The sequence below is a fragment of the Pseudomonas sp. 2024-210 genome (genome assembly GCF_045062345.1).
GTDB lineage: Bacteria > Pseudomonadota > Gammaproteobacteria > Pseudomonadales > Pseudomonadaceae > Aquipseudomonas.
The window spans coordinates 23141-48098 of sequence record NZ_JBJGEJ010000017.1 but is presented as its reverse complement, the minus strand read 5'-3'; the positions used below and the strand labels follow the sequence as shown (position 1 = coordinate 48098).

General features: G+C 57.9%; 20 protein-coding genes. 14 read left to right on the top strand and 6 right to left on the bottom strand.

The window, feature by feature from the left end; translation table 11 throughout:
- Window positions 1-92: 92 nt before the first annotated feature.
- On the top strand, window positions 93-386 hold the full coding sequence (locus ACI7MX_RS19465; protein ID WP_122784985.1) for a hypothetical protein: 294 nt from the start codon (window positions 93-95) through the stop codon (window positions 384-386).
- 166 nt (window positions 387-552) lie between these two features.
- Here ACI7MX_RS19465 and ACI7MX_RS19460 read toward each other — a convergent pair whose 3' ends face one another.
- The gene (locus ACI7MX_RS19460; RefSeq protein WP_405590754.1) at window positions 553-5430 is read right to left on the bottom strand and encodes an alpha-2-macroglobulin family protein; all 4878 of its coding nucleotides are present in this window, start codon (window positions 5428-5430) and stop codon (window positions 553-555) included.
- A 210-nt stretch (window positions 5431-5640) separates the two neighbouring features.
- Here ACI7MX_RS19460 and ACI7MX_RS19455 point away from each other — a divergent pair, with 210 nt between their 5' ends.
- On the top strand, window positions 5641-6987 hold the full coding sequence (locus ACI7MX_RS19455) for an MATE family efflux transporter (protein WP_405590751.1): 1347 nt from the start codon (window positions 5641-5643) through the stop codon (window positions 6985-6987).
- A gap of 205 nt (window positions 6988-7192) precedes the next feature.
- Here the strand turns inward: ACI7MX_RS19455 and speA are convergent, their stop codons facing one another.
- The 5 genes from speA to ACI7MX_RS19430 all read right to left on the bottom strand — a co-directional run bounded on the left by speA (window position 7193) and on the right by ACI7MX_RS19430 (window position 12204).
- The gene (gene speA, locus ACI7MX_RS19450; RefSeq protein WP_405590748.1) at window positions 7193-9106 is read right to left on the bottom strand and encodes an arginine decarboxylase; all 1914 of its coding nucleotides are present in this window, start codon (window positions 9104-9106) and stop codon (window positions 7193-7195) included.
- A 213-nt stretch (window positions 9107-9319) separates the two neighbouring features.
- Window positions 9320-9691 carry a translation initiation factor Sui1 gene (locus tag ACI7MX_RS19445; RefSeq protein WP_122784989.1) on the bottom strand — a complete coding sequence of 124 codons (372 nt, stop codon included), beginning with the start codon at window positions 9689-9691 and terminating at the stop codon, window positions 9320-9322.
- Between the two features lie 263 nt (window positions 9692-9954).
- Window positions 9955-10545, bottom strand: coding sequence for an NUDIX hydrolase (locus ACI7MX_RS19440; RefSeq protein WP_405590745.1), 591 nt, complete (start codon window positions 10543-10545; stop codon window positions 9955-9957).
- A gap of 3 nt (window positions 10546-10548) precedes the next feature.
- Entirely contained in the window at window positions 10549-11616 is a 1068-nt protein-coding gene (locus ACI7MX_RS19435) for a DUF2333 family protein (RefSeq protein WP_314492628.1), read from the bottom strand.
- Window positions 11617-12066: 450 nt separating this feature from the next.
- A complete protein-coding gene (locus tag ACI7MX_RS19430) occupies window positions 12067-12204 on the bottom strand; it encodes a hypothetical protein (RefSeq protein WP_405590742.1) in 138 nt (45 codons plus the stop codon).
- Window positions 12205-12283: 79 nt separating this feature from the next.
- On the opposite strand from ACI7MX_RS19430, the gene ACI7MX_RS19425 reads away from it, so the two are divergent.
- The 12 genes from ACI7MX_RS19425 (at window position 12284) to purD (ending at window position 24875) form a co-directional block, all read left to right on the top strand.
- Complete coding sequence (locus ACI7MX_RS19425) at window positions 12284-12817, top strand: hypothetical protein (protein WP_314492626.1); 534 nt, start codon at window positions 12284-12286, stop codon at window positions 12815-12817.
- Between the two features lie 106 nt (window positions 12818-12923).
- Window positions 12924-13457: a hypothetical protein gene (locus ACI7MX_RS19420; RefSeq protein WP_405590739.1), complete on the top strand. Its 534-nt coding sequence runs from the start codon at window positions 12924-12926 to the stop codon at window positions 13455-13457.
- An 82-nt stretch (window positions 13458-13539) separates the two neighbouring features.
- A complete protein-coding gene (locus ACI7MX_RS19415) occupies window positions 13540-15318 on the top strand; it encodes a protein-disulfide reductase DsbD (protein ID WP_405590736.1) in 1779 nt (592 codons plus the stop codon).
- A 130-nt stretch (window positions 15319-15448) separates the two neighbouring features.
- The gene (gene aroQ / locus ACI7MX_RS19410) at window positions 15449-15904 is read left to right on the top strand and encodes a type II 3-dehydroquinate dehydratase (protein WP_048360251.1); all 456 of its coding nucleotides are present in this window, start codon (window positions 15449-15451) and stop codon (window positions 15902-15904) included.
- A gap of 25 nt (window positions 15905-15929) precedes the next feature.
- Window positions 15930-16391 carry an acetyl-CoA carboxylase biotin carboxyl carrier protein gene (gene accB / locus ACI7MX_RS19405; protein ID WP_405590732.1) on the top strand — a complete coding sequence of 154 codons (462 nt, stop codon included), beginning with the start codon at window positions 15930-15932 and terminating at the stop codon, window positions 16389-16391.
- 17 nt (window positions 16392-16408) lie between these two features.
- On the top strand, window positions 16409-17767 hold the full coding sequence (gene accC / locus ACI7MX_RS19400) for an acetyl-CoA carboxylase biotin carboxylase subunit (protein WP_405590729.1): 1359 nt from the start codon (window positions 16409-16411) through the stop codon (window positions 17765-17767).
- Window positions 17768-18045: 278 nt separating this feature from the next.
- Window positions 18046-18924 (top strand): 50S ribosomal protein L11 methyltransferase, encoded by an 879-nt coding sequence (gene prmA / locus ACI7MX_RS19395; RefSeq protein ID WP_314493052.1) that lies wholly within the window; start codon window positions 18046-18048, stop codon window positions 18922-18924.
- Window positions 18925-18954: 30 nt separating this feature from the next.
- The gene (locus ACI7MX_RS19390) at window positions 18955-20184 is read left to right on the top strand and encodes a DUF3426 domain-containing protein (RefSeq protein WP_405590725.1); all 1230 of its coding nucleotides are present in this window, start codon (window positions 18955-18957) and stop codon (window positions 20182-20184) included.
- Window positions 20185-20379: 195 nt separating this feature from the next.
- On the top strand, window positions 20380-21393 hold the full coding sequence (dusB, locus tag ACI7MX_RS19385; RefSeq protein ID WP_405590722.1) for a tRNA dihydrouridine synthase DusB: 1014 nt from the start codon (window positions 20380-20382) through the stop codon (window positions 21391-21393).
- A complete protein-coding gene (fis, locus tag ACI7MX_RS19380) occupies window positions 21390-21710 on the top strand; it encodes a DNA-binding transcriptional regulator Fis (protein ID WP_003439210.1) in 321 nt (106 codons plus the stop codon). Before dusB ends, fis begins: the two co-directional genes overlap by 4 nt.
- A gap of 81 nt (window positions 21711-21791) precedes the next feature.
- Window positions 21792-23399 carry a bifunctional phosphoribosylaminoimidazolecarboxamide formyltransferase/IMP cyclohydrolase gene (gene purH / locus ACI7MX_RS19375; protein WP_405590717.1) on the top strand — a complete coding sequence of 536 codons (1608 nt, stop codon included), beginning with the start codon at window positions 21792-21794 and terminating at the stop codon, window positions 23397-23399.
- Window positions 23400-23576: 177 nt separating this feature from the next.
- On the top strand, window positions 23577-24875 hold the full coding sequence (gene purD / locus ACI7MX_RS19370) for a phosphoribosylamine--glycine ligase (RefSeq protein ID WP_405590714.1): 1299 nt from the start codon (window positions 23577-23579) through the stop codon (window positions 24873-24875).
- Window positions 24876-24958: the final 83 nt, after the last annotated feature.

Genomic DNA, 24958 nt, shown 5'->3' with positions numbered 1-24958 from the left:
TCACACTCACTCGTAACGCAACTTTAAACCATGACTGGTTGCCCAATGGCCATCTCTGGCACAGTGGCCATCTTATTGAACGGAATATATCCATGTACGTAGAAAGCTTCGCTGGAAACCTTGGCCTCTGGCTTGGCCAGATTGTGCACTTTATCGTTGAATCCTTAAGTGGTCTGTTCACGGCCATTACCCAGGCGGGCGGCAACTTCATTGACGGCATGGCCCGCGCGCTGGGCATGGACACTTCAATTGTCAGCATCGCGGTGCTGGTGATCGGCTTGTTGTTTCTGTACAACGCCGTGCGCGCCTTTATGCGCGCCTCGATCATCGGTGGCGTGATCTGGCTGCTCTTGGGTTTGTGGATCTTGAGCTGGGTGATCAGCTAACCCTGGCGCTCTTAACGTAGCAGTTGCCGAAGGCGACGTTCGGCGGCGTAGCCGTCGCAAAGCCTAAAGATGCGGTCTCCCAGGGTACACCGCGTGGCAGGCTTTACGACGGCTACGCCGCCGGACGCAGCCTCGTTCCTTCGGCAGCTGCTACGAGCAAGTCATTTCACCGGCCTTTTATCACCATCTCCCCAGGCGTTTCGCCCACGGCCTGCCAGTTCGGCCGGTACATGGACTCCACCTGCGGCGGGGGGATGCGGTAAGTGCCCGGCGTAACAGCCCGGGCCAGATACAGCAGGTGCGCAGTGCCGCTGCCCTCCAGTTTCAACGCGGCCACATAACGATCATCGCGGTATTCCTGATGCTCCACATTGGCGTTTTGCATGGCCTCGCGCCATTGCTTGACCTCAGAACTGGCGTTCTCAAGGCTGGCTGCACTTTGGCCCAGATTCTGGTTTTCCAGTTCAAGCCCTGCGGGCAGCAAATCCACCACCAAAGCATCCGGCACCGGCTGTTTGGCAGTGACCGCGACATGAACCAGCACCAAATCACCACTTTTCAGCGCGTTGAGATCAAGCGGCTCGCCATTCATGCCCAGATAATCACGGCGAATGCTCATGTTTTCACCCCCCGCCGCCGGAGCCTGCAGTGGATAACCCGAAATCGTGAGCTGCTGGTAAACCGTGTCGACACCTTCGTTACGCACGCTCAGCGGTGTGCTCAACTGCGGCCCGTCGAGCTTCAAACCCGACTGGCGATTGTTCAGCTCGCGGATTTGACTGCCACTGTTGAGTTGCGCTGACCAGTCGACTTCTGGCTTGCCCAACAGGTCACGCCCGGCCAGGAACAGCGAATTGCGCTCTTGGGTTGATAGCCAGGGACTCGCCGCCAGCTGGTCTGACAATTCAAACAGACGCTGTTCACGCTGATCAGTCATCAAGTCGTTCTCTTCCAGCAACGCCAGAATCAACGCCTGATCGCGCAGTGGGCTGCCGTAATCGCCCAACCACTGATCGCCTTTGCGGGTCACGGCCAAGCCCGCCGCCAAGGCCTGATCGGCACGCGGCTGGTCGCCCATCTTCTGCAAGGCAATCGACAGTTGCACCAGCGGCAGACCGGATACGGCATCGCTGCGTCGCTCAAAAATGCTGCGCAATGCGCCCAGCGGCGCCTGTTGGCTGCGAGCCAACACCGATGCGGCATACGCTTGAACGGCAAAACGGGTGTGATCGAGGTTGTCGCTGTAATCCGCCTCAATCAAATTCCGTTCCTGTACATAGCGAAGCAGGCGTTGGCTGGCCTGTTGCAACGCTTGCCGTGGCACGGCATACCCTTCATCGCGCGCGCGCAGCAGGAAGTCAGTGATGTATGCGGTCAGCCAGTACTCTTCCTGACCGTCCGCGCCCCACAGGCCGAAGCTACCGTTGTAACGCTGCATGCCTAAAAGACGCTCAATTCCCAACTCGATTTTGCGTGTGCGCTCGGCGTCCGGTTCACCTTCAAGCCCCAGCCGTTTGAGCAGCGTCGCATCGGCGTACAGCGCCGGGTACAAGCCACTGGTGGTTTGTTCGGAGCAGCCATATGGATAGGCTTTAAGCGCACGTATTTGCTCGCCCAGGTTCAACGGCGGGCGGCTCGACAGGCTCAGCAATACCTCGCGCCCCTCGGGTTCAAAGGCTTGCAACTCGCCCTCAGGCAAGTTCCACGGCTGATCCTTGAGCACAGCGCGGTAGTGCTTGAGCATGGCCGGATACGCCGGGCGCACTCCCAAGGTCCATTCGCGGCTGAACGGCGCCACGGTTTCACCCGGCAGGTTGAGGCCGTTGACTGTCACCTTGACCACACCGCTGCCGAAGCCGCCCTGAGCCATGACCGGGATCTGCAAGGTGCTGCGCTGGCCGGGGCTGAGGGTGACATTCTGCCGCTCATTGCCGAGGAGACTGAGCTGACCCTCGGCATTCAGCTGCACCGCCAGCGTTTGCGGGGTGTCAGTCAGGTTGGACAGGTCCAGCGCCAGACGGGTCTGGTCACCCCCCGCCAAAAAGCGCGGCGCAGCCAGCTCAGCCACCAAGGGCGCGGCCACTACGGTTTTGGCCTGCGCCATGCCGTAGCGGTCGTCCGTCCAGGCCTGGGCCATCAGCCGCAACTCGCCATTGAAGTCGGGGATATTCACGCTGACCTCGCCTTCGCCGTGCTCGTTCAGCGTCACCGGTGCGCTTTGCAGTGCCACGATGTTCACGCTGGTCGCGGGGCGTTTGCCGCCTTTGGCCAGCGCCGCATCACCGCCGAAAGCCAGACTGGCCAAACGGCCCTGCCCGGCTTCGATCAATTGCCCATAAATGTCCAACTGATCCGCGCCATACGCCTTGCGCCCAAACAGACTGGCGTACGGGTCGGGGGTCGGATAGTCGGTGATATTCAGCACGCCAGCATCGACGGCTGCGAGCAAGACATGAGTGCTTTCAGGGATGCTGCCGTCTGCATTTTTGACTTTAAACTTAACGGTCAACGGCTGCTTGGGACGCATTTTCTCGGGGGCATCCAGGGTCAACGACAACTTGCGCTGACTGCGATCCAGCGGCAAATGCAACACCCCGACCGCCCGCTTGGGCGTGACATTGGTTTTGCGTTCGCCGGGACGAATCACCAGCGCGCTGACGTATAAATCGTGGCGCGCCCAGCTCGGGTCGAGTTTGACGTCAAAGGTCTTGCCCTCGGCAGGCACCTCGATTTCCTCCCACCACAGCGGGCCATCGCTGCCTTCCACCAGCAGATAGCCTTTACCCGGTGCCGGCGGCGTGACCGTGACACGGGCGGTTTCACCCTCCACATACGCGGCTTTATTCAGCGCCAGTTTGACCTGATCAGGCCGTACAGCCCCGCCTTCAGCGTTGTCTTGCGCACGATAACCGGCCCAGAACCGCAGGCTGCTGATCAGACCGGTACTCGGGTCCTCGACTTCAACCCGGTAAGGGCCCCACTCCACCGGGAAGCTGACCTTGGCGGTTTCTCCAACGTTCAGGCTGACGGTTTCTTCGTTCAGATTGAGAAACTTCTCGTTGTAGTGATAGCTCCAGCCATCGCTTTCTGAGTAGTTCCAGTAGTAATCGCGGCGCTCGCGCACCAGTCGAACCTTGAGGTTTTCAGCCGCCAGCTTGTGGCCGTCCTTGTCAGCCACCAGCAGCTCAAACTCAACCGGTCCATCGCCATCGGTTTCGGTGCCTTCAAACAGACCGCGAACACCGGGCAAGCGCTCGGCGGGCCACACCGGTTGCACCAGTCGCCGAGTGATTGGGCGCCCGCCCGACTCTTGCAGGCTGGCCTGAACAATCAGTTGCAGCGGTGACTTGGCTTGGCTCCACTGGCTTTGCAGCTGAAGGGTTTGTTTACCATCGGCATCGAGCACGCTCTCGTCCAGTTCCAGATCCTGAGTCAGCTCGCTCTCGGTCACCGAACCAAACTGATAACCCGGCAAACGGCTGACCGCTTCACGCAACGGTCGCACATAGACTTGCCCACTGAGGCGATTACCGGCTGCCGGTGCGCCGTACAGATAACGACCTGTCACTTCAATGTCAGCGGTTTGATCGGGGCTCAACGGCGTATCACTGCCCTTTAGCTCCAGCGCCATGCGTTCAGGCAAAAAGTCTTCGACCAAAAACTCATAGAGCTGCGGCTTGCCGTCACCCAGATCGAAGACCAGTTGCCAGCGCCCCGTTGGCGCCTCGCCAGCCAGTTGCAGCGGGTATTGATAAAAACCCGAGGCATCCGGCGACCAGACAAACTTGCGACTGACTTGCTCGTCGGGGCGGCGCACCTCAACCGAGACCGGTTGCGGCGTGACAGGCTTGCCATCGCGGTCACGCAGCAAGGCATTGAGCAACACCGTTTCGCCGGGGCGATAGAGATCACGCGGGCCGAACACAAAGAATTGCAACGGGTGCGCGGTCGGGCCACCAATGTCGAATTCGGCCAGATCCAGCGCCGCGGTGTTCAGACGCAACAAGCTGGTCTGGTCGCCTTGGCGGGCAAGCAGTATTTCTGCCTTGGGCGCCAGCGCGAGCTCCGCGTGGCCAGCTTTATCCGTTTTACCTTGTGCCAGTCGCTTGCCTTTGCCGTCGAGCAGTTCCAGTTCGACATCGGCCAATACCTTGCCGCCTTCCAGTGCCTGAGTGAACACGTCCAGGCGTTTCTGATAACGGTGTACGGACAGGCCTATATCACTGAGGCTGAACAGCGTGGCGGGTGTCGAATAGTTGTAACTGCCTGAGGGTTTCATCACCGCCAGATACACGCCGGGTTGCTGTAACGCTTTGATCCCCGAGGTGGGCAGGATCAGGCTTTCGCGTGTGTTACGTGCCGGGTTCAGATCAAAACGGCCACCGTAAACCAGATCAGCCATGCTCAGCAGGTCCTTGGCTTCGTAGCTTTGCAGGCTGCTGTTGCGTCCCCATTGGCTCAGAAAGGCGGGCAGTGACTCGGGTTTAACCCGGAAGAAATCAACATCGACCTTGTCGACATTCAGCGCAATGACCGGCAAGCCTTCTGCCAGCCGCGTGGGCAGCACACTGCCTCGGCTGGCAAACCCTACAGTGGGTTGCAGGTCACAGGTTTCCAGGCGGGCGGTGTACTCGGCGGCCAGTGTGGCGCCGTTCACCGCGCGCAAACCGGGATCAACGGTCAGGATCAACTTGCGCAGAGGTTCGAGATGGCGCAGGCGCAGTTCCATCAGGTTATCGGAGAGCTCCCACGCACCATCGACCTTGCCGGTTTTGGCGTCCACCAGGTGCAATGTGTCGGTGAAGTTTTGCTGCGGTTTTAACGGCACCGAGAAACTGACTGACAACGTACTGGCACCGTCCAGCTGTACCTCAGAGACGTCCACCACATTTAACTCGCGCCCAGCATAGCGCTCGGCCAGCACCTTAACGTCCGCAACCGGTTGGGCTTTGGCCGCTGGAGTTTCGGACTTGCCCGAAGATGAGGAATCGCAAGCGCTCAGCAGCGCCAACGCGCAAGCCAGAAACAATCCTTTGTTAAACATGGGGTACTCATTGACTGGGCAGTTAAGGGCTCGACTATATAACAGCCCGTGTTGAACGGCAGCCCCTCACCCCAACCCTCTCCCTCAGGAGAGGGAGCTGACCGGGGGTGTTGCGCAAATCTGATTTTGCCCTTAGTCCCCTCTCCCTCTGGGAGAGGGTTAGGGTGAGGGCTGGCTTGGGCTACAATCGCGCTCCCTCAAGGAGTCTGCATGCCCTCTTCCCTCTTAGCTGACTGGCGCGATCGCCCCACCCATCGCCGAGTGTGGGCGCTTGCAGCCCCCATGATTCTGTCGAATATCTCAGTGCCGCTAGTCGCTCTGGTCGACAGCACCGTCATTGGTCATTTGCCCCACGCTCACCAATTGGGCGCGGTGGCTGTCGGCGCCAGCCTTTATATATTCCTGGCCTGGATGATGGGCTTTCTGCGCATGGGCACCACCGGCTTTGCTGCACAGGCTGCCGGGCGTGGCGATGGCACCGCATTACGGCAAATCTTGCTGCAAGGCCTGTTACTCGCCGCAGGGCTTTCCCTGCTGCTGGGCGCTATCGCTATCCCGTTCAGCGGCGTGGCCCTGAACCTGATGCAACCCTCAGCCGAGCTGCATGAGCTGACGCTGGAGTTCTTCCACATCCGGCTCTTGGGTTTGCCCGCCGCGCTGGCCAGCTATGCGCTGGTCGGCTGGTTTCTGGGCACGCAGAACGCCCGTGCACCACTGGCCATTCTGCTGACGACCAATCTGGTGAATATCGCGCTTAACCTCTGGTTTGTGCTCGGACTGGACTGGGGAGTCGCCGGTTCGGCCCGGGCATCGGTCATTGCCGAGTGGAGCGGTGCCCTGCTCGGCCTGTACCTGACACGCGGTGCATTGCGCGTGTATCCGGGCAAGGTGCTGTGGGCCGCATTGCGCGTGTGGCACAACTGGCAGCCATTGCTGGGGGTCAATCGCGACATTTTCATACGCAGTCTGGTGCTGCAATCCGTGTTCTTTTCCATCACCTTGCAAGGCGCCCGCTTGGGTGACGCCACCGTGGCGGCCAATGCGCTGCTGCTCAACGGCCTGTTGCTGGCCGCCCATGCGCTGGATGGCTTGGCCCACGCGGTAGAAGCTTTATGCGGGCATGCCATCGGCGCTCGAGACCGCGAAGCGCTGCGCCGCTCGATGGTGGTTGCGTGCGGCTGGTCACTGCTGGCCAGTCTGGCCTTTACACTGCTGTTTCTGTTGGGCGGGCATCTGTTTGTGCAGATGCAAACCGATATCGCCAGCGTGCGAGAAACCGCCTTCCAGTACTTGCCGTACCTCGCGGTGCTGCCGTTGATTGCCGTGTGGAGTTACTTGCTGGATGGCTTGTTTATCGGTGCGACCCGCGCCCGTGAAATGCGCAACGCCATGCTCATCAGTGCCGTGATCGCCTTCCCTGTTGCTTGGGCGCTGCACGGCTATGGCAATCACGGTCTGTGGATAAGTTTCTTGCTGTTTATGGTGCTGCGCAGCGCCACGCTGGGTGTATATGCGTGGCGCATGCAGCGTCAAAATCTGTGGCTCCCAGCTCCGTAGCAGCTGCCGAAGGCTGCGTCCGGCGACGCAGTCGTCGCAAACGCTGAGACCATGCTCTGCCAGGTATATAAGTGGCTTAGGGTTTGCGATCGCTGCGCAATCGGACGCAGCCTTCGGTAGCTGCTACGAATCGGAGATTTAGCACTGCAAAAAAAACGCCGCCCCCCTGTACGGGAAGCGGCGTTTTTTTACAGCTTCGCGAAACTTACGAAGACAGGTACGAGGAGCGCGTCAGGCCCAGACGCAGAGCGTCCAGATACTGGGTGCGCTCTTTGACGCTGATGTTGGCGCTGGCCACTTTGTCGCGGTAGTGAGTCATCAGCTCCTCCGGCGACAAGTGCACGTAACGCAGCATGTCTTCGATGGTGTCGTGGGTCTCGATACCGGCGTGGTACACGCTGCCATCCGGGTTCTGGTAGATGTTCACCGAGTCGGTATCACCGAACAAGTTGTGCATGTCACCCAGAATTTCCTGATAGGCGCCCACCAGGAAGATGCCCAGCAGATAGTCTTCGCCTTCGTTCAGACCATGCACCGGCAGGCTGGTTTCGATGCTTTGCTCGTCAACGTATTGTTTGATCTTGCCGTCGGAGTCGCAGGTCAGGTCTTGCAGTACGGCGCGACGCAGCGGCTCTTCATCCAGACGATGCAACGGCAGAATCGGCAATACCTGGCCAATGGCCCAAGTGTCCGGCAGGCTCTGGAAGACCGAGAAGTTGCAGATGTACTTGTCGGCCAGCTTGTCGTTGAGTTCGTCCAGCACCTGACGGTGCGAACGCTGACGCGCTTTCAACGAGTTGTGCAGGCGACGGCACACCGCAAAGTAGCACTGCTCGGCCAGGGCTTTTTCAGCCAGATTGATCTTGCCGTCGGCGTACTGGGCAGCGATGTCGCTCATGTAGTGCGTGGCACGCCAGTAGGTTTCGGTGACCATCTCAATGTCGGTCGGGCCCAGCAGGTCAACCAGCCATTGCACAGTTTCGGGCAGGCTTTCCTTGTTCTGGATCTCGGGCACGTCGTCGTTATGCTTCTCGACGTCGGTCACTTGCACCACCAACATGGCGTGGTGAGCCGTCAGCGAACGGCCGCTTTCAGAGAAAATGTGCGGGTGCGGCAGGCCTTGTGCATCGCAAAACTCTTTAAGCATGCCGACCACAACACCGGCGTAGTCGTCCATGTCGTAGTTGATCGAGCTGGCATTGCGCGAGTGAGTGCCGTCGTAGTCAACACCCAGGCCACCGCCCACGTCGATATGGTCAACGGGCAGGCCGAGGTTACGCAGTTCGCCGTAATAACGAATCGCTTCCTTGAAGCCGTGCTGGTAGTCCGCCAGGTTGGCGATCTGCGAGCCCATATGGAAGTGCAGCAGGCGGATGCCTTGATCCAGACCGGCCGCGCGGAAGCGCTCGACCACTGACAGCAATTGCGCAGCAGACAGACCGAACTTGGATTTCTCACCGCCGGTGTCCGCCCACTTGCTCGACGCCAACGACGACAGGCGCACGCGCAGGCCGACCTGTGGCTTGACCTTGAGCGAGGCCGCTTCTTCGATCACCAGGTCAACTTCGGATTCTTTCTCGATCACGATAAAGACGTTGTGACCGAGTTTTTGGCCCATCAGCGCCAGGCGGATGAACTCACGGTCCTTGTAACCGTTGCAGACAATGGTGCCGCCTTTAGGGGCCAGCGCCAGCACGGCCAGCAGCTCTGGCTTGGAACCAGCTTCAAGGCCAATCGACACGTCCTTCGTGGCGATGATATTTTCAATCACCGCTTCTTGCTGGTTAACCTTGATCGGGTACAGCGCTGTGTACTGGCTCTGGTATTCCAGACGCTCAATATTGGCATCGAAAGCGCCGGTCAGCTGGCGTACACGGTCTTGCAAAATATCGGGAAAACGCACCAGCAATGGCAAGGACAAGCCACTTTTGCGCAGTTCGTCGACTTGCTCGTACAGATCGATGGGCGAGCTGTTCGGGCCGTTCGGACGGACTTCTACGCGACCGGCTTCATTGATCGCGAAATACCCGGCCCCCCAATGGCGAATCCCATAAACACTGCGGCTGTCCGCAACTGTCCATTGGCTGCCATCGTCTTTGCGTGTGCGTCGTACGGACATCGAAGTCCCCTATATAAGTCAAAAAGCCCAACCTGATCGCAGGCTGGCGCAGTCTAAAGCGTGAAAGTGACGATTCGTCTGTGCAGGGTAGACCGCTGCAACAGCGCGGAGTTTAGAAACCCGTCAGAACAGGTTCTGTGAAAACCATGGCGAGCCGTGCCTGAGGCCCTTTGGGGCAAAGGCACAGCTCAACGGTGGTCTTCACAGAAGCTGCTAACCGCCAGACTTCTTGGCTTTGAACCCGTGCTTGATCAACTCGCCAAGCAGCAGTTCGACGTGATCACCCTGGATCTCGATAATGCCGTCTTTCAATGCACCACCCGTACCACAGCGTTTTTTCAACGTCGTGGCCAGTTCTTTGAGGGCATCTTCAGCCAGTGGCACGCCGGTTATCGTCGTAACCGTCTTGCCACCACGGCCCTTGCTTTCACGGCGCACGCGAGCAATGCCATCACCGGCAGGGATCTGGGTTTGTTTGCAGGTACAGGCGTCCACCGGCTGACGACAGTCCGGACAGTGACGACCTGCGTCGGTGGAAAATACCAGGCCACCGAGGGCGGCGAAGGATGCGGCTTTTTTGGCCACCGGCAATCCTCATATGGAGGACAAAAAATTGGCCAGTGCAGGACGCAGGAGCGCCACGCTATACCGACCGCGAAGCCCCACTCTGGCAGGGGCAGCGCAACTCGGGCGGGAAAACCGCCCAAGCCTGAAAAAGGTCGCGCAGTGTAACGACAAAATCGCCGTGGCCCAAGAGCCAATTGGCGCAAAAATCATCGGAATTCTGCGGCAAACCCTGTAGCCGCTGCCGAAGGCTGCGATAAGGGCCGCAGGACCTTCGCTTTCATTTAATCGGTGGGGATGCTACGCAACCCGTCGCAGCCTTCGGCAGCGGCTACAGGGCGTGGCTTGTGCTCCAGATACCGCTTCAGGGCAGCCAGTGAATCGGGACAAAAATCCTGTTGTTCACTCAAACGCAATGCCTCGGCCACCGGCATAAATAACGCCTGCTGAACCTCTTCAGGTTGAACCCGCAACGGGCCATCCCAAACCGCAGAAAATACGCCGCACCATAGGTGGTTTTGCGGGCCCTCAAAATAGAAACGCTCATGGGCCGTCAGCGGCACATCTCTGACCCCCAATTCTTCATCCCACTCGCGGGCGGCCGACTCGGCGTAACTTTCATTTACGCCCACCATGCCGCCCGCCGCCACATCCCAAAAGCCCGGATACAGGGCTTTGCTCAAGGTGCGCTGGTGCACGCACAACTCGCCAGCAGAATTGAACAACAGAATGAACGTGCCGCGCCCGATCAAGCCCTTGTCGCGCAACTCATGACGCCGTTTAGCACCGAGCACGCCGTCATTGCGATCGACCCAGACCACCTGTTCAACATCAGAGGCTGCACGGTGCGCAGCCTCCATGACTGAAATAGGCATGGCTTACCCTTGCGAGAGCAGTTGGCGCAGGTCCATCACTGCCGCGTTGGCGCGGGAAATGTAATTGGCCATGACCAGCGAGTGGTTAGCCAGCACACCATAGCCACTGCCATTGAGAATCATCGGGCTCCATACCGGCTCTTGCGCAGCTTCCAGTTCACGAATGATCTGACGCACGCTCACCGTAGCGTTCTTCTTGGCCAGCACATCGGCGAAGTCGACCTCGATGGCCCGCAACAAGTGCGACAACGCCCACGCTTGGCCGCGCGCCTCATAGAACACGTTATCAATCTGCATCCACGGAGTTTCGACAATTTCCTCGTCAACCACCGGGACTTGCCCCGGTTGCACGCTCTCGGTTTTCAGCGCGCTGTTGAGCTTTACACGCCCCACGCTCGCCGACAGACGCTGCGACAGCGAGCCCAAACGGGTACCCACATCGCCCAGCCAGTTGTTCAGGTTGTCGGCGCGGGCATAGAACAGCGCGTTTTTCTGATTAGGATCAGACAGGCGGGCCTGATAACGGCTCAGAGAGTTGATGCCTTCCTGATATTCCGATTCGCTGGACGGCAGCATCCAACTCTTGTTGTCAAAGTTGAAGCGCGGTTCAGCCTTGGCCAAGTCAGCATCTTCGGCCGACTGTGATTGCGAACGGGCAAAGTCTTTACGAAGGGCACGGGTCAGGTCACGCACCTGCACCAGCACGCCATATTCCCAGCTGGGAATATTGTCGAGCAGCACACCCGGCGGCAGACGGTCATTGGACAAATAGCCCCCCGGCTTATTAAGCAACGTACCGGCTACTGTTTTGAGTGTTTCAACGGTGGTAAAGCCCGGCACCATTTGCTTGCCTTCTTTCTCGGCTGCCAATTGCGCATTTTGCTGAACCGGGAACAAGTCAGGCTCTTGGCTCCAATACCACCCCAGACCCAGGCATACCACCACGTAAATGCCGAGCAAAACGGCAATGGAGCGGCTAAGCAGAATACTTTTAAAATAGCCACGCGGCTGCGCGTGGTTTTCCTTGACCGACTCGCGGGCACTGCCCTCACGTTTCTTCCAGTCCAGCATGGCCATATCCTTTCAATATCAGGTTCAACAATTCGACCACAACCCTACCCCATCGTGCAGCCTGTAGGTGCACGTTTTTCTATCCGTGCGGGCCGGACCTGCACACACAGAACAGCCATCGCCTGTAAATGATGTGCCCATACGTTGATTTCAACGTCAGAAACCAACCTGCGACGTTGAATGGCTGGAATGGCGGATTTATTTGATTTTGATCCTTACGACCCTGGCTAACTATAACTTCTGACAGTAGGCAGCACCCCCATATTCCACTTCTAATACACCTACAGCCTGCCAACCCCCGGTATCGCTGAATACAGTAATAACCATGAAAATTAAGATCGCATTAGCAGTACTTGCATTTTCCTCAAAACCAAAGACGATAACTTTATACGTTGGGTGGACGGGTCGAGCGACGCTAACATGACAATCACCCTCCGCGACCTTTAACAATTAAATCTTCAAACGCTGAGCAGGCAGCGCAATAACGCTGTGCAGGTCTTTCACGCTTGCGCCCAGCGGTGGCCGCGCCGTCACCCAGTCATAGTTTTCCGCTTCACGATACTGGTATATGTGACAGTAGGCAGGCATGAGTTTCTGATCCTTAATATGTGGGTGCTGGCCTTTAGCCTTAATCGGCATGCCTTACTTATCAAGGACGTGCAAGCTTATGAAAGTGTTTTTTGCATTATCACTACTGGCTTGTTCAACGTTTTGTGGCGCGGCAACGCTGACAATCAACAATCTGTCGACCCGGGCATGGATTTTCATTCCAGACGACCGGATCGATCCGGTATGTCAGCACCATCCTGCTTTCCCGCGAAAGTGCGCGTTGGCCCCATCAGCAATAACTACTTTTGTATTGCAGGAAGAGCCTTATAACAGTGCTATTTTCACGGTAGTGGCCACTCACGCAACGCCCAACATCTTTATTGATAAAAAGCGCATCTACCTCACACGCGATAATGCTGACGACACCGAACACTACGAGGTTCAGGGCAGCAGCAGCTACAGCTATAAAAACGCTGTCGACACCGAACAGTTTATTTCATGTGACACCGTGAATCGATCCGCGGTCAGCATTGAAATCATCATCAAAAATCACACTCAAAAATATTGTCAAACGCCGGATGATGAATTCATGGCATGGGTCGAAAACAGGTTAATTTCCGATATGATGATTACCGTTCGAGACATTAATTAACTTCCCCCGACCTGTTATTTATGACAGTAGCCAGCTGCGCGAAACGCGATTAAGTTTGGAAACGTTCACTCCTAAACTGCCGTGACCATCGCAAGCGGGCACTGTTATGAGAATGATCATTTTCATTGCGCTTCTTTTTTTTTCACCGCCAGGCCCTGGCGCCATACTGCATATTGATAACCAGTCGAATTTTCTGGCCGTCGTGCTGAATAACATCGGCGGTCATCCGTGTACACCCTCCGCTAATACCGAACCCCCGTGCTTAATCCCTCCACACGCCCACTTTGTTCATGAGTTGGTGGATGATGAGCCGGCCAATGCAACGTTGCACATTGTTTCAATGCCCTCCCCCCAGACACCCCCAGGGGAGGCACTCGATAAATATGCGTTCAAGAGTTTCGCCAATTTCACCTATCGCCCTCTGGGCCCTTTGAAATATGAACAGCTCACCTGCACCACACCCGCAAATGAAGGCATCACCATTCAACTGATTCTGGAGGGAGTCACTCAGGTGGCCTGTGACACCACTAACACCCGCGGTATTACCTGGATCTATAAACGCAATGACATCCCTTTAAAGTTCATCCTCATTGACGTCCCGACCGTGAGGAACCCGCGTCAACACTCGCCACCCCAGTGACCCTTCTACTCTGACATCCGCGTGTCAGCACAGGCCAAGCCACTCCGTTATCATGGCAGCACGTTTGATATGCGAGATTCCTATGCGCCGCTTGCTCTGCCTCCTGTTTATGCTCTGCACCCTGCCTGCCATGGCGTCGGGACTGCTGGACAACCGCCCAAGCGCCACATTGGGCGCGATCAATAACAGCCGTGATTTTTTACCGGTACGCGAGGCGTTCAAGCTCAACCTGATCGATAGCAACCCTGAAACAATCAAACTGCGCTTTGTACCAACTGAAGGGTATTACCTGTACCGACATCGCTTTGCGTTTAAAACCGAGCCCGCCGATATAGCCTTGGGCTCTGTGCAATTGCCGCCCGGCGAGCAGAAGCATGATGAGTACTTTGGCGATGTTGAGGTCTATCACGGCATTGTCGATGTCGACATCCCGCGCCCGGGCCACGATCAACGCCCCTTTACCCTGGAAGTCACCTACCAGGGCTGCGCAGACAAGGGCCTGTGTTACCCACCTGAAACCGAACGCCTCACCATCGCTGGCAACGCAGCAGCAACCCCGGCCACTACCAACAACCCCGCTGAGACAACCTGGAGCTGGCGCGAACTGGCGTTGTTTTTCCTCGCGGGGATTGGCCTGACGTTTACCCCCTGCGTATTGCCGATGCTGCCGATTTTGTCCGGCGTGGTGCTGCGCGGCCAGGTGGGTGGCCTGCGCGGTTTCAGCCTGTCGCTGGCCTACGTATTGCCCATGGCGGCCTGTTTTGCCCTGTTGGGCGCACTGATGGGGTTATTCGGCGCTCAACTCAATCTGCAGGCGCGGCTGCAATCGGTGTGGGTGCTGGTGCCGTTTGCGCTGTTCTTTGCCATTTTCGCGCTGGCTATGTTCGGTGTCTTCGAACTGAAGTTGCCGCAGGCCATCAGCAATCGCCTTGACCGTGTCGCGAATCGCACGCAGGGCGGCTCACTCTGGGGGGCCGCCGTGCTCGGCGTAGTCTCCAGCCTGCTGGTTTCGCCGTGCGTCTCCGCGCCGCTGGCCGGTGCATTGCTGTATATCAGTGCCAGTGGCGATGCCGTAGGGGGTGGGCTCAAGCTGTTCGCCCTCGGCCTGGGCATGGGCGCCCCATTGCTGTTGGTCGCAACCGGCGGTGCGGCCTGGCTGCCCAAAAGCGGCCCATGGCTGGTCAGCGTAAAAAACGCCATTGGTGTGTTGCTGCTAGGGTTGGCCATCGGGCTGCTGAGCCGCGTCTTACCCGGGCCCGTCACGCTGTTGTTGATCGGTACTCTGGCGGCGGGTGTGAGCCTGTTTCTGGGCACACTCGAGTTCGTCTACAAAGCACCACGCCAGCGCCTGGCGCAGTTGCTCGGCCTGTTTTTGCTGGTTTACGCCCTAGCCTGCTGGTTTGGCGCACTCAGCGGTCAAGCAGATCCACTCAATCCTGTCGGCCATATGCAAACTTCCACTGCCGCTGCGCCCAATACCGCGCAAGCAGCAGGCCAATGGCTGACCGTGAGCACCCCGGACGAACTGGATAACGCACTGGCGGCGGCTAAAAATGCGGGCAAACCGGTGCTGCTGGACTGGTACGCCGACTGGTGCATCAGCTGCAAAGTGATCGAACACGAAGTCCTCAACGCCCCCAATGTCCTTAAGTTGCTCGAAGGCTATCAACTCGTGCGCTTTGACATGACCGCCAGTAATGCAGAGCAGCGCGCTTTACTGGATCGCTATGCATTGTTCGGTCCGCCAGCGCTGATGTTCTTCGACAAAAACGGCACTGAAATAAGTGACCAGCGGGTCATTGGCGAGATCAATGCAGCAGACTTCGCCGAACGTGTCGCCAACGCGAATGACCAGACCTAGAGCCTCAGTCACAAACTTTTCGCGAACATCGGTCATCGTGCTGGCTATTGCAGTTAACTGGACAGCCAATCGACTTTTCGGCATAGTCGCCCGTCACTGTTAACGGCACACACATAACAAGGAACAGCAGATGGCGACTTTTCTGGTTCTGCACGGCCCCAACCTGAATCTGCTAGGCACCCGCGAACCGGGGGTCTACGGCGCTACTACCCTGGCGCAAATCAATCAGGATCTGGAGCAGCGGGCCCGCGATGCCGGCCACCATTTGCTCTACCTGCAAAGCAATGCCGAGTATGAATTGATTGATCGGGTACATGCCGCGCGCAATGAAGGCGTGGACTTTATCCTGATCAACCCGGCTGCTTTTACCCACACCAGCGTGGCATTACGTGACGCGCTGCTGGCGGTGAGCATCCCATTCATCGAAGTGCATTTGTCCAACGTGCACAAACGCGAACCTTTCCGCCATCACTCCTACTTCTCCGACGTTGCGGTAGGTGTGATCTGCGGCCTTGGCGCCAGCGGTTATCGACTGGCCTTGGAGGCCGCCCTGGAACAGCTTGAACTACAAGCTAAACGCCCCTGACCGACCCATTGGGAGTTGACGATTCATGGATATCCGTAAAGTTAAGAAACTGATCGAACTGCTGGAAGAGTCCGGCATCGACGAGCTGGAAATTAAAGAAGGCGAAGAGTCCGTACGCATCAGCCGTCACAGCAAGACTCCAGCACAACAGTTCTACGCACCCGCGCCAATGCAACAAGCTCCGGCTGCCGCTCCAGTGGCTGTTGCCCCGGTTGCCACCGTGACCGAAGCGCCTGCTGCACCAAAACTGAACGGTTTTGTGGTCAAGTCGCCAATGGTCGGTACGTTCTACCGCACCCCTTCGCCTACTTCGCCATCCTTCGTTGAAGTCGGCCAGAGCGTCAAAGTGGGCGACACCATTTGCATCGTTGAAGCGATGAAAATGATGAACCACATCACCGCTGAAAAAGCCGGTGTTATCGAGTCCATCCTGGTAGAAAACGGTCAGCCGGTTGAGTTCGACCAACCGCTGTTCACCATCGTTTGAACCACGGGGAACCCACGATGCTGAAGCCTAAAAAGCTGGAAAAAGTTCTAATCGCAAACCGCGGCGAGATCGCCTTGCGCATCCTGCGGGCCTGTAAGGAACTGGGCATCAAGACCGTCGCGGTGTACTCCACTGCCGACAAGGAACTGATGCACCTGGGACTGGCAGACGAAACCGTCTGCATCGGCCCGGCACCGGCCAACCTGTCTTACCTGCACATTCCGGCGATCATCGCGGCCGCCGAAGTGACAGGCGCCACGGCGATTCACCCGGGCTACGGCTTTTTGGCTGAAAACGCCGACTTTGCCGAGCAAGTCGAGAAATCCGGCTTTGCCTTCATCGGTCCGAAAGCTGACACCATTCGCCTGATGGGCGACAAGGTTTCGGCCAAGCACGCCATGATCGCGGCGGGCGTTCCAACCGTTCCAGGCTCTGACGGCCCGCTGCCGGAAGACCCTGAAACCGCGCTGCGCATTGGCCGTGAAGTTGGCTACCCCGTGATCATCAAAGCCGCTGGCGGCGGTGGTGGTCGTGGTATGCGCGTTGTAAACCGCGAAGAAGACCTGATCGAAGCAGCCAAGCAGACCCGTGAAGAAGCCGGCGCCTGGTTCAGCAACCCGATGGTCTACCTCGAGAAATACCTGACCAACCCGCGTCACGTGGAAGTTCAGGTCATTTCTGATGGTCAAGGTCACGCCATCCACTTGGGCGACCGCGACTGCTCGCTGCAACGCCGTCACCAAAAGGTTCTGGAAGAAGCACCCGCACCGGGTATCGATGAAACGGCTCGCCAGGAAGTTCTGGCGCGCTGTGTTAAAGCCTGCATCGACATCAACTACCGTGGCGCGGGTACTTTTGAGTTCCTGTACGAAAATGGTCGTTTCTACTTCATCGAGATGAACACTCGTGTGCAAGTAGAGCACCCGGTTTCCGAGATGGTCACCGGCATCGACATCTTGAAAGAGATGTTGAGCATTGCGGCAGGCAACACACTGTCCTTTACTCAGGATGACGTGAAGATCCACGGCCACTCGCTGGAGTGCCGGATCAACGCTGAAGACCCGGCGACGTTCATGCCGAGCCCTGGCCTGGTCAAGCACTTCCACGCACCGGGCGGCAACGGCGTTCGCGTCGATTCGCACCTGTACAGCGGCTACAAGGTTCCGTCCAACTACGACTCCCTGATCGGCAAGCTGATCACCTGGGGCTCGACCCGTGACGAAGCCATGGCCCGCATGCGCAATGCCCTGGACGAAATCGTTGTCGACGGGATCAAAACCAACATCCCGTTGCACCGCGATCTGGTGAATGACGAAGGCTTCTGCGAAGGCGGCGTCAACATTCACTACCTGGAACACAAACTGGCTAACAAATAAGTTTGTTTTCTGATCAACAAAGCCGCTTTCGAGCGGCTTTGTTGTGTGTGGCGCAGAGTTTTCCCTCACCCCAACTCTCTCCCGGAGGGAGAGGGGGCAGATTTGCGGTGAATGTGAATCCGTGCGCGGTCAAAGCCCCCTCTCCTTCGGGAAAGGAGGGTGAGGGGCTTTGGCTTTTCATCGTTTTTTGATTACCCCCCATGCCTACGCTCGCGTAAACTGGCGCGTTTCTCGCAGCCCTTCCGGCTGCACACTCTTATTTTTCAAAGGTGCCCGCCATGCCTTGGCTGCAAGTACGCCTCGCCATCAGCCCAGAACAAGCCGAAACCTACGAAGACGCGTTCCTCGAAGTCGGCGCCGTATCGGTGACGTTCATGGATGCCGAAGACCAACCGATCTTCGAACCTGAACTCAACACCACCCCGCTGTGGTCGCACACCCATTTGCTGGCACTGTTCGAAGACGGTACCGAGCCCGACCTCGTGCTGTCCCATCTGGAACTGCTCACCGGCTTGCCACTGCCTGAGCATCACGCCGAAGTAATTGAAGATCAAGACTGGGAACGCAGCTGGATGGATAACTTCCACCCCATGCGCTTCGGTCAGCGCCTGTGGATCGTCCCTAGCTGGCACGCAGCACCCGAGCCTGACGCGGTCAATCTGCTGCTCGACCCGGGCCTGGCGTTCGGCACCGGCACCCACCCGACCACCGCACTGTGCCTCGAATGGCTGGACGGCCAGGACCTTAAGGACTGCAACGTTCTGGACTTCGGCTGCGGCTCGGGCATTCTAGCCATTGCCGCCCTGCTGCTGGGCGCCAAGGAAGCCGTCGGCACCGACATCGATGTGCAAGCGCTGGAAGCTTCGCGCGATAACGCCAACCGTAACGGTATCGACCCGGCGCTGTTCCCGCTGTACCTGCCTGAAGACATGCCACAGGTGCAGGCCGATGTCGTGGTCGCCAACATCCTCGCCGGCCCATTGGTTTCTCTGGCGCCGCAATTGTCGGGCCTGGTTAAACCCGGCGGTCGCCTGGCACTGTCCGGCATCCTCGCCGAGCAAGGCGAAGAAGTGGCCGCAGCCTACGCCAAGGACTTTGACCTCGACCCGATCGCCACTCGCGATGGCTGGGTGCGCATCAGCGGTCGTCGGCGCTAGAATGCACGCCTGCCCAATCCGGATGGTCACATGAGCGATAGCTTCGTTACCCAGTGCCCACACTGCCAAACCAGTTTCCGCGTAAACCATGCTCAATTGGGCATGGCACGCGGCGTGGTGCGCTGTGGTTCCTGCCTGCAAGTGTTCAATGCCGCACAGCAACTGCTGAATAAACGCACTGAAACTGAACAGCAGCCTACCGTGACGGCGCCTAATGTGGCACAGCCCGAGCTTATCGAGCCTCCTGTCAGCGCCAAACCGGTGGACTGGCAAACCGCGGAAATGGACCTCGACCATCTGGATCTGGACGAAGAGCTGGCCAAGCTCGAAGAACTTGAAATCCAGCCGAGCAAAAGTTTCGGCCAGCCCAAAAAGACCAAGGACAGCTCGCTCAGTGCACGTCGCGACACGCCGGACGCCGAAGAAAGCCAATGGTCTGACAGTTTGTACAGCGATTCGGCGGCAGAACGCGCTCAATCATCAGCACTGGCCATAAGCGCCATTGAACATGACGTCGAGCCCACGCGTACGGGTCGCTCAGAACCCTCGTTGTCACTGGACATTGAAGAGCCCGACGATACGCCGCCTCTCAAGCTGCCCGTTGATGATGAGCGGGCCAGCAATCACTTGTCTGCCATTGACGACGAAGACGACGAACCGCTTAAGCCCGCACCTCTCAGCAAAAACAGACGTCAACGCAATGAACCTGGCGTGCGCGACGAAATGCTCCTGGACCTGGCCGACGATCCTTTGCAACTGCAATGGCAAAAACGCCGCGCTCCGTGGGGCAAGCGACTCCTCTGGGCCGCGCTGATTCTGCTGGCCGGCGCCGCGTTGGCTGGACAGTACATTGCCAGCCACTTCGAAGAATTGGCTCGCCAGGATCAGTACCGACCGACGTTTCAGCAACTGTGCCCTCTGCTCGGCTGCACAGTGCCGTCCAAAGTGGATATTGACCGCATCAAAAGCAGCAATCTGGTGGTGCGCAGCCATCCTGAGTTCGCCGGGGCGCTGGTGGTGGATGCCATCCTCTATAACCGCGCGCCTTTCTCCCAGCCTTTCCCGCTGCTGGAACTGCGCTTTGCCGACCTGAACGGCAAGATGATTGCGAGCCGCCGCTTCAAACCCGGTGAATACTTGAGCGGTGATATGGCCAAGACCGAAATGCCCCCGCAAACGCCTATTCACATAGCGCTGGACATCCTCGACCCGGGCCCTAAAGCCGTCAATTACAGCCTGAGTTTTCACTCGCCCGAGTAAACACGCTGCGCTTTTAGCGCCAAGCGGCAAGCCGCAAGTTAAAAGCAATTGTAAATTCACCGTGGCTTGCAGCTTGAAGCTTGCAACTGTTGTTCACTTTTTATCCAACCCAGCCTTTATCCAGTGATCGAGAGCGGGTATCATGCCAACCCTTTTTCGAACTCTCCAGATTCGGCCCCACAACAGGGAAGTCCTATGTCGGCGGTACGCATCGGCCCATATACATTGCACAACGGTTTGATACTTGCCCCTATGGCAGGTGTCACCGACCAGCCCTTTCGTCAGCTTTGCCGACGGATGGGCGCGGGTTTGGTTGTTTCGGAAATGGTTACCAGCGACATGAGTCTCTGGAACAGCCGTAAATCGCGCCTGCGCATGATTCACGAGGGTGATCCCGAACCACGTTCGGTACAGATCGCCGGCGGTGATGCGCAAATGCTGGCAGACGCCGCCAGGGCCAACGTGGAACTGGGCGCACAGATTATTGATATCAACATGGGTTGCCCGGCCAAAAAAGTCTGCAACAAGGCTGCCGGCTCCGCGTTATTGAAAGACGAAGCACTGGTGAACGACATCCTGCTAGCCGTGGTGGCTGCAGTTGATGTGCCGGTCACTTTGAAGATCCGTACCGGTTGGGACCGGGACAACAAAAATGGCCTGACGGTGGCAAAAATTGCCGAGCAAGCCGGGATTCAAGCGCTGGCCGTGCACGGTAGAACCCGCGCCGACCTGTACACCGGAGAAGCTGAGTACGACACCATCGCCGCGATCAAGCAGGCCGTGTCGATACCGGTTTTCGCCAATGGCGACATCGATTCAGCCCATAAAGCCCTGCACGTGTTGAACACAACCGGGGCTGACGGACTATTGATTGGCAGGGCGGCTCAAGGGCGGCCCTGGATTTTCCGCGAAGTCGATCACTTTCTGCGTACCGGGCAATTGCTACCGGCACCGGAAATGACCGAAGTGGAACGTATTCTGCTAGAGCATCTGACTGCATTGCATACCTTCTATGGGGAAGTACTGGGCGTTCGCATCGCCCGCAAGCATGTTGGCTGGTATCTCGCAACCTTGCCGGGCGCCAAGGAGTTTCGCGCCCACTTCAATCGTTTAGAAGACACGGAAGCACAATGCGCCAACGTTCAGGCGTTTTTCGCCGAACGACACAAGAGCCTGAGGACAGGGGACGAAGGATGGGTGGCCGCATGACGATGATGACCGAGACATTAGTGAGTGGAACAACGCCCGTGAGCGACAACGTCAACTTGAAACAGCACCTCAATACGCCTAGCGAAGAAGGCCAAACCCTTCGCGGGAGTGTCGAAAAGGCGCTGCACAATTATTTCGCCCACCTGGAGGGCGCTGAAGTCACGGACGTGTACAACCTGGTACTTTCCGAAGTCGAGGCTCCCCTGCTCGAATGTGTCATGAACTATGTCAAGGGCAACCAGACCAAAGCCTCCGAGCTACTGGGTCTTAATCGCGGCACCTTGCGCAAAAAACTCAAACAGTACGATCTGCTGTAAGCATTCAATCAAACCTGAAAGGCGTCCTGGTAAAACAGGCCGCCTTTTTTGCTGACTCCTTTGCTTTTGATGGAAATCGAGATGACCGATCAGACTACCCGCCTGCCGATCCGCCGCGCTTTAATCAGCGTTTCCGACAAAACCGGAATCCTTGAGTTCGCCCGTGAACTGGAAGCCCTCGGCGTCGAGATCCTCTCCACTGGTGGCACGTTCAAGTTGCTGCAAGACAACGGCGTGGCCGCAGTTGAAGTCGCGGATTACACAGGCTTTGCCGAAATGATGGACGGTCGGGTTAAAACCCTGCACCCGAAAATCCACGGTGGCATCCTGGGCCGTCGCGGCATCGACGACGACATCATGAACGAGCACGGCATCAAGCCCATCGACCTGGTAGCGGTTAACCTCTACCCATTTGAAGCGACTATCAGCAAGCCAGGCTGCGACCTGCCGACTGCCATCGAAAACATCGACATCGGCGGCCCGACCATGGTCCGTTCAGCGGCGAAAAACCACAAAGACGTGGCCATCGTGGTCAATGCCAGCGATTACGCCAACGTGCTGGAAAACCTCAAGGCCGGCGGCCTGACCTACGCACAGCGTTTCGACCTGATGCTCAAGGCCTTCGAACACACCGCGGCCTATGACGGCATGATTGCCAACTATCTGGGCACCGTGAATCAGACCGCTGAAACACTCAGCACCGAAGACCGCAGCCAATTCCCGCGCACCTTCAACAGCCAGTTCATCAAGGCTCAGGAAATGCGCTACGGCGAGAACCCGCATCAAAAAGCGGCGTTCTACGTTGAAGCCAAACCTGCCGAAGTCAGCATTGCTACCGCGACCCAGTTGCAAGGTAAAGAACTGTCGTTCAACAACGTCGCCGACACAGACGCCGCACTGGAATGCGTAAAGAGCTTCGTCAAACCTGCTTGCGTGATCGTCAAGCATGCCAACCCGTGCGGCGTTGCCGTCAGCCCGGACGCTGAAGGCGGCATTCGCCAGGCTTACGAACTGGCTTACGCCACTGATACCGAGTCGGCGTTTGGCGGCATCATCGCCTTCAACCGCGAGCTGGACGCTGAAACCGCCAAAGCCATCGTTGAGCGTCAATTCGTTGAAGTGATCATCGCCCCATCGGTCAGCGAAGAAGCCCGCGCTATCGTGGCCGCCAAAGCCAATGTGCGCCTGCTGGCCTGTGGCGAGTGGAGCGCAGAGCGCACTCCGGCCTGGGACTTCAAACGCGTCAATGGCGGGTTGCTGGTTCAAAGCCGTGACATCGAGATGATCGGCAGCGAAGACCTGAAAGTCGTGACCCAGCGCGCACCGACCGAGCAGGAAATCAACGACCTGATCTTCGCTTGGAAAGTGGCCAAGTACGTGAAGTCCAACGCCATCGTCTACGCCAAAGGTCGGCAGACCATCGGCGTCGGCGCCGGTCAGATGAGCCGCGTAAACTCGGCCCGTATTGCCGCCATCAAAGCTGAACACGCTGGCCTGCAAGTACAAGGCGCGGTGATGGCATCCGACGCATTCTTCCCGTTCCGCGACGGCATCGACAACGCCGCCAAGGCCGGGATCACCGCGGTGATCCAGCCAGGCGGCTCGATGCGTGACAACGAAGTGATTGCTGCCGCTGACGAAGCCGGTATTGCGATGGTGTTCACCGGCATGCGTCATTTCCGTCATTAATCATTATTGAAGGCGCCGCATAGTCTGTAGCCGCTGCCGCAGGCTGCGATAAGACCCGAAGGGTCTTCAGCGATCTAAACATCCTGCAACCGCTTCGCGGTTGATCGCAGCCTGCGGCAGCGACTACAGAGCCTGACGTGCGCCCCACAGAATTCAGCGTCATCCGAGGTTTTTGAAATGAATGTTTTGATCATTGGCAGCGGTGGCCGTGAACACGCACTGGCCTGGAAAGTAGCCCAAGACCCGCGTGTCGCAAAAGTATTCGTGGCCCCTGGCAACGCCGGCACGGCGACTGAAGCCAAGTGTGAAAACGTCGCCATCGACGTTTTGGCCCTTGAGCAGCTTGCAGACTTTGCCGAAAAGAACGTGTCACTGACCATCGTTGGGCCGGAAGTACCCCTGGTTGCCGGCGTGGTTGATCTGTTCCGCTCACGCGGCCTGGATTGCTTCGGCCCTACAGCAGGCGCGGCCCAGCTGGAAGGCTCCAAAGCCTTCACCAAGGATTTTCTGGCGCGCCACAAGATCCCGACCGCTGACTATCAGAACTTCACTGAGATTGAACCGGCACTGGCTTACTTGCAGAAAGTCGGCGCCCCAATCGTAATCAAGGCTGATGGCCTGGCCGCCGGTAAAGGCGTAATTGTCGCCATGACCTTGGCAGAAGCCGAAGATGCCGTGCGCGACATGCTCGCTGGCAACGCCTTTGGCGAAGCCGGTTCGCGCGTTGTCATCGAAGAGTTCCTCGACGGTGAAGAAGCCAGCTTCATTGTGATGGTCGACGGCAAGAACGTTCTGCCAATGGCCACCAGCCAAGACCACAAACGTGTTGGCGACGGCGATACCGGCCCGAACACCGGTGGCATGGGCGCTTACTCCCCTGCTCCCGTGGTCACCGCTGACGTGCACCAGCGCGTGATGGACCTGGTGATTTGGCCAACCGTGCGCGGCATGGCTGAAGAAGGCAACGTCTATACGGGCTTCCTGTACGCAGGCCTGATGATCGACAAAGCCGGCAACCCGAAAGTGATCGAGTTCAACTGCCGTTTCGGCGATCCGGAAACCCAACCGGTGATGTTGCGTCTGCAATCGAGCCTGGTGTTGCTGGTAGAGGCTGCTCTGGCTCAAGCGCTGGACAAGGTCGAAGCACAATGGGATCCACGCCCTAGCCTGGGCATCGTTCTGGCAGCGGGCGGCTACCCTGCCGACTACGCCAAAGGCGATGTGATCCACGGTCTGGACACCGCAGCCAAGCTGGAAGGCAAAGTCTTCCATGCGGGCACCTCGCTCAACTCGGCTGGTCAAGTTGTAACTTCGGGTGGCCGTGTCTTGTGCGCGACCGCGATGGGCGATACGGTCGAAGCTGCTCAAGAAAAGGCCTACGACCTTGCCAAAACCCTCTCTTGGAATGGTTGCTTCTACCGAAACGACATTGGCTACCGGGCCATTGCACGCGAACGTGGCGAAGCTGAGAAATAAGCCCCTCATATGGATAGGCAAGGGCGTTGAGCCCTTGCCTAAGTATTCCAGCGCCGCGCATAGTGCCTGCCTAGCCTCAACCT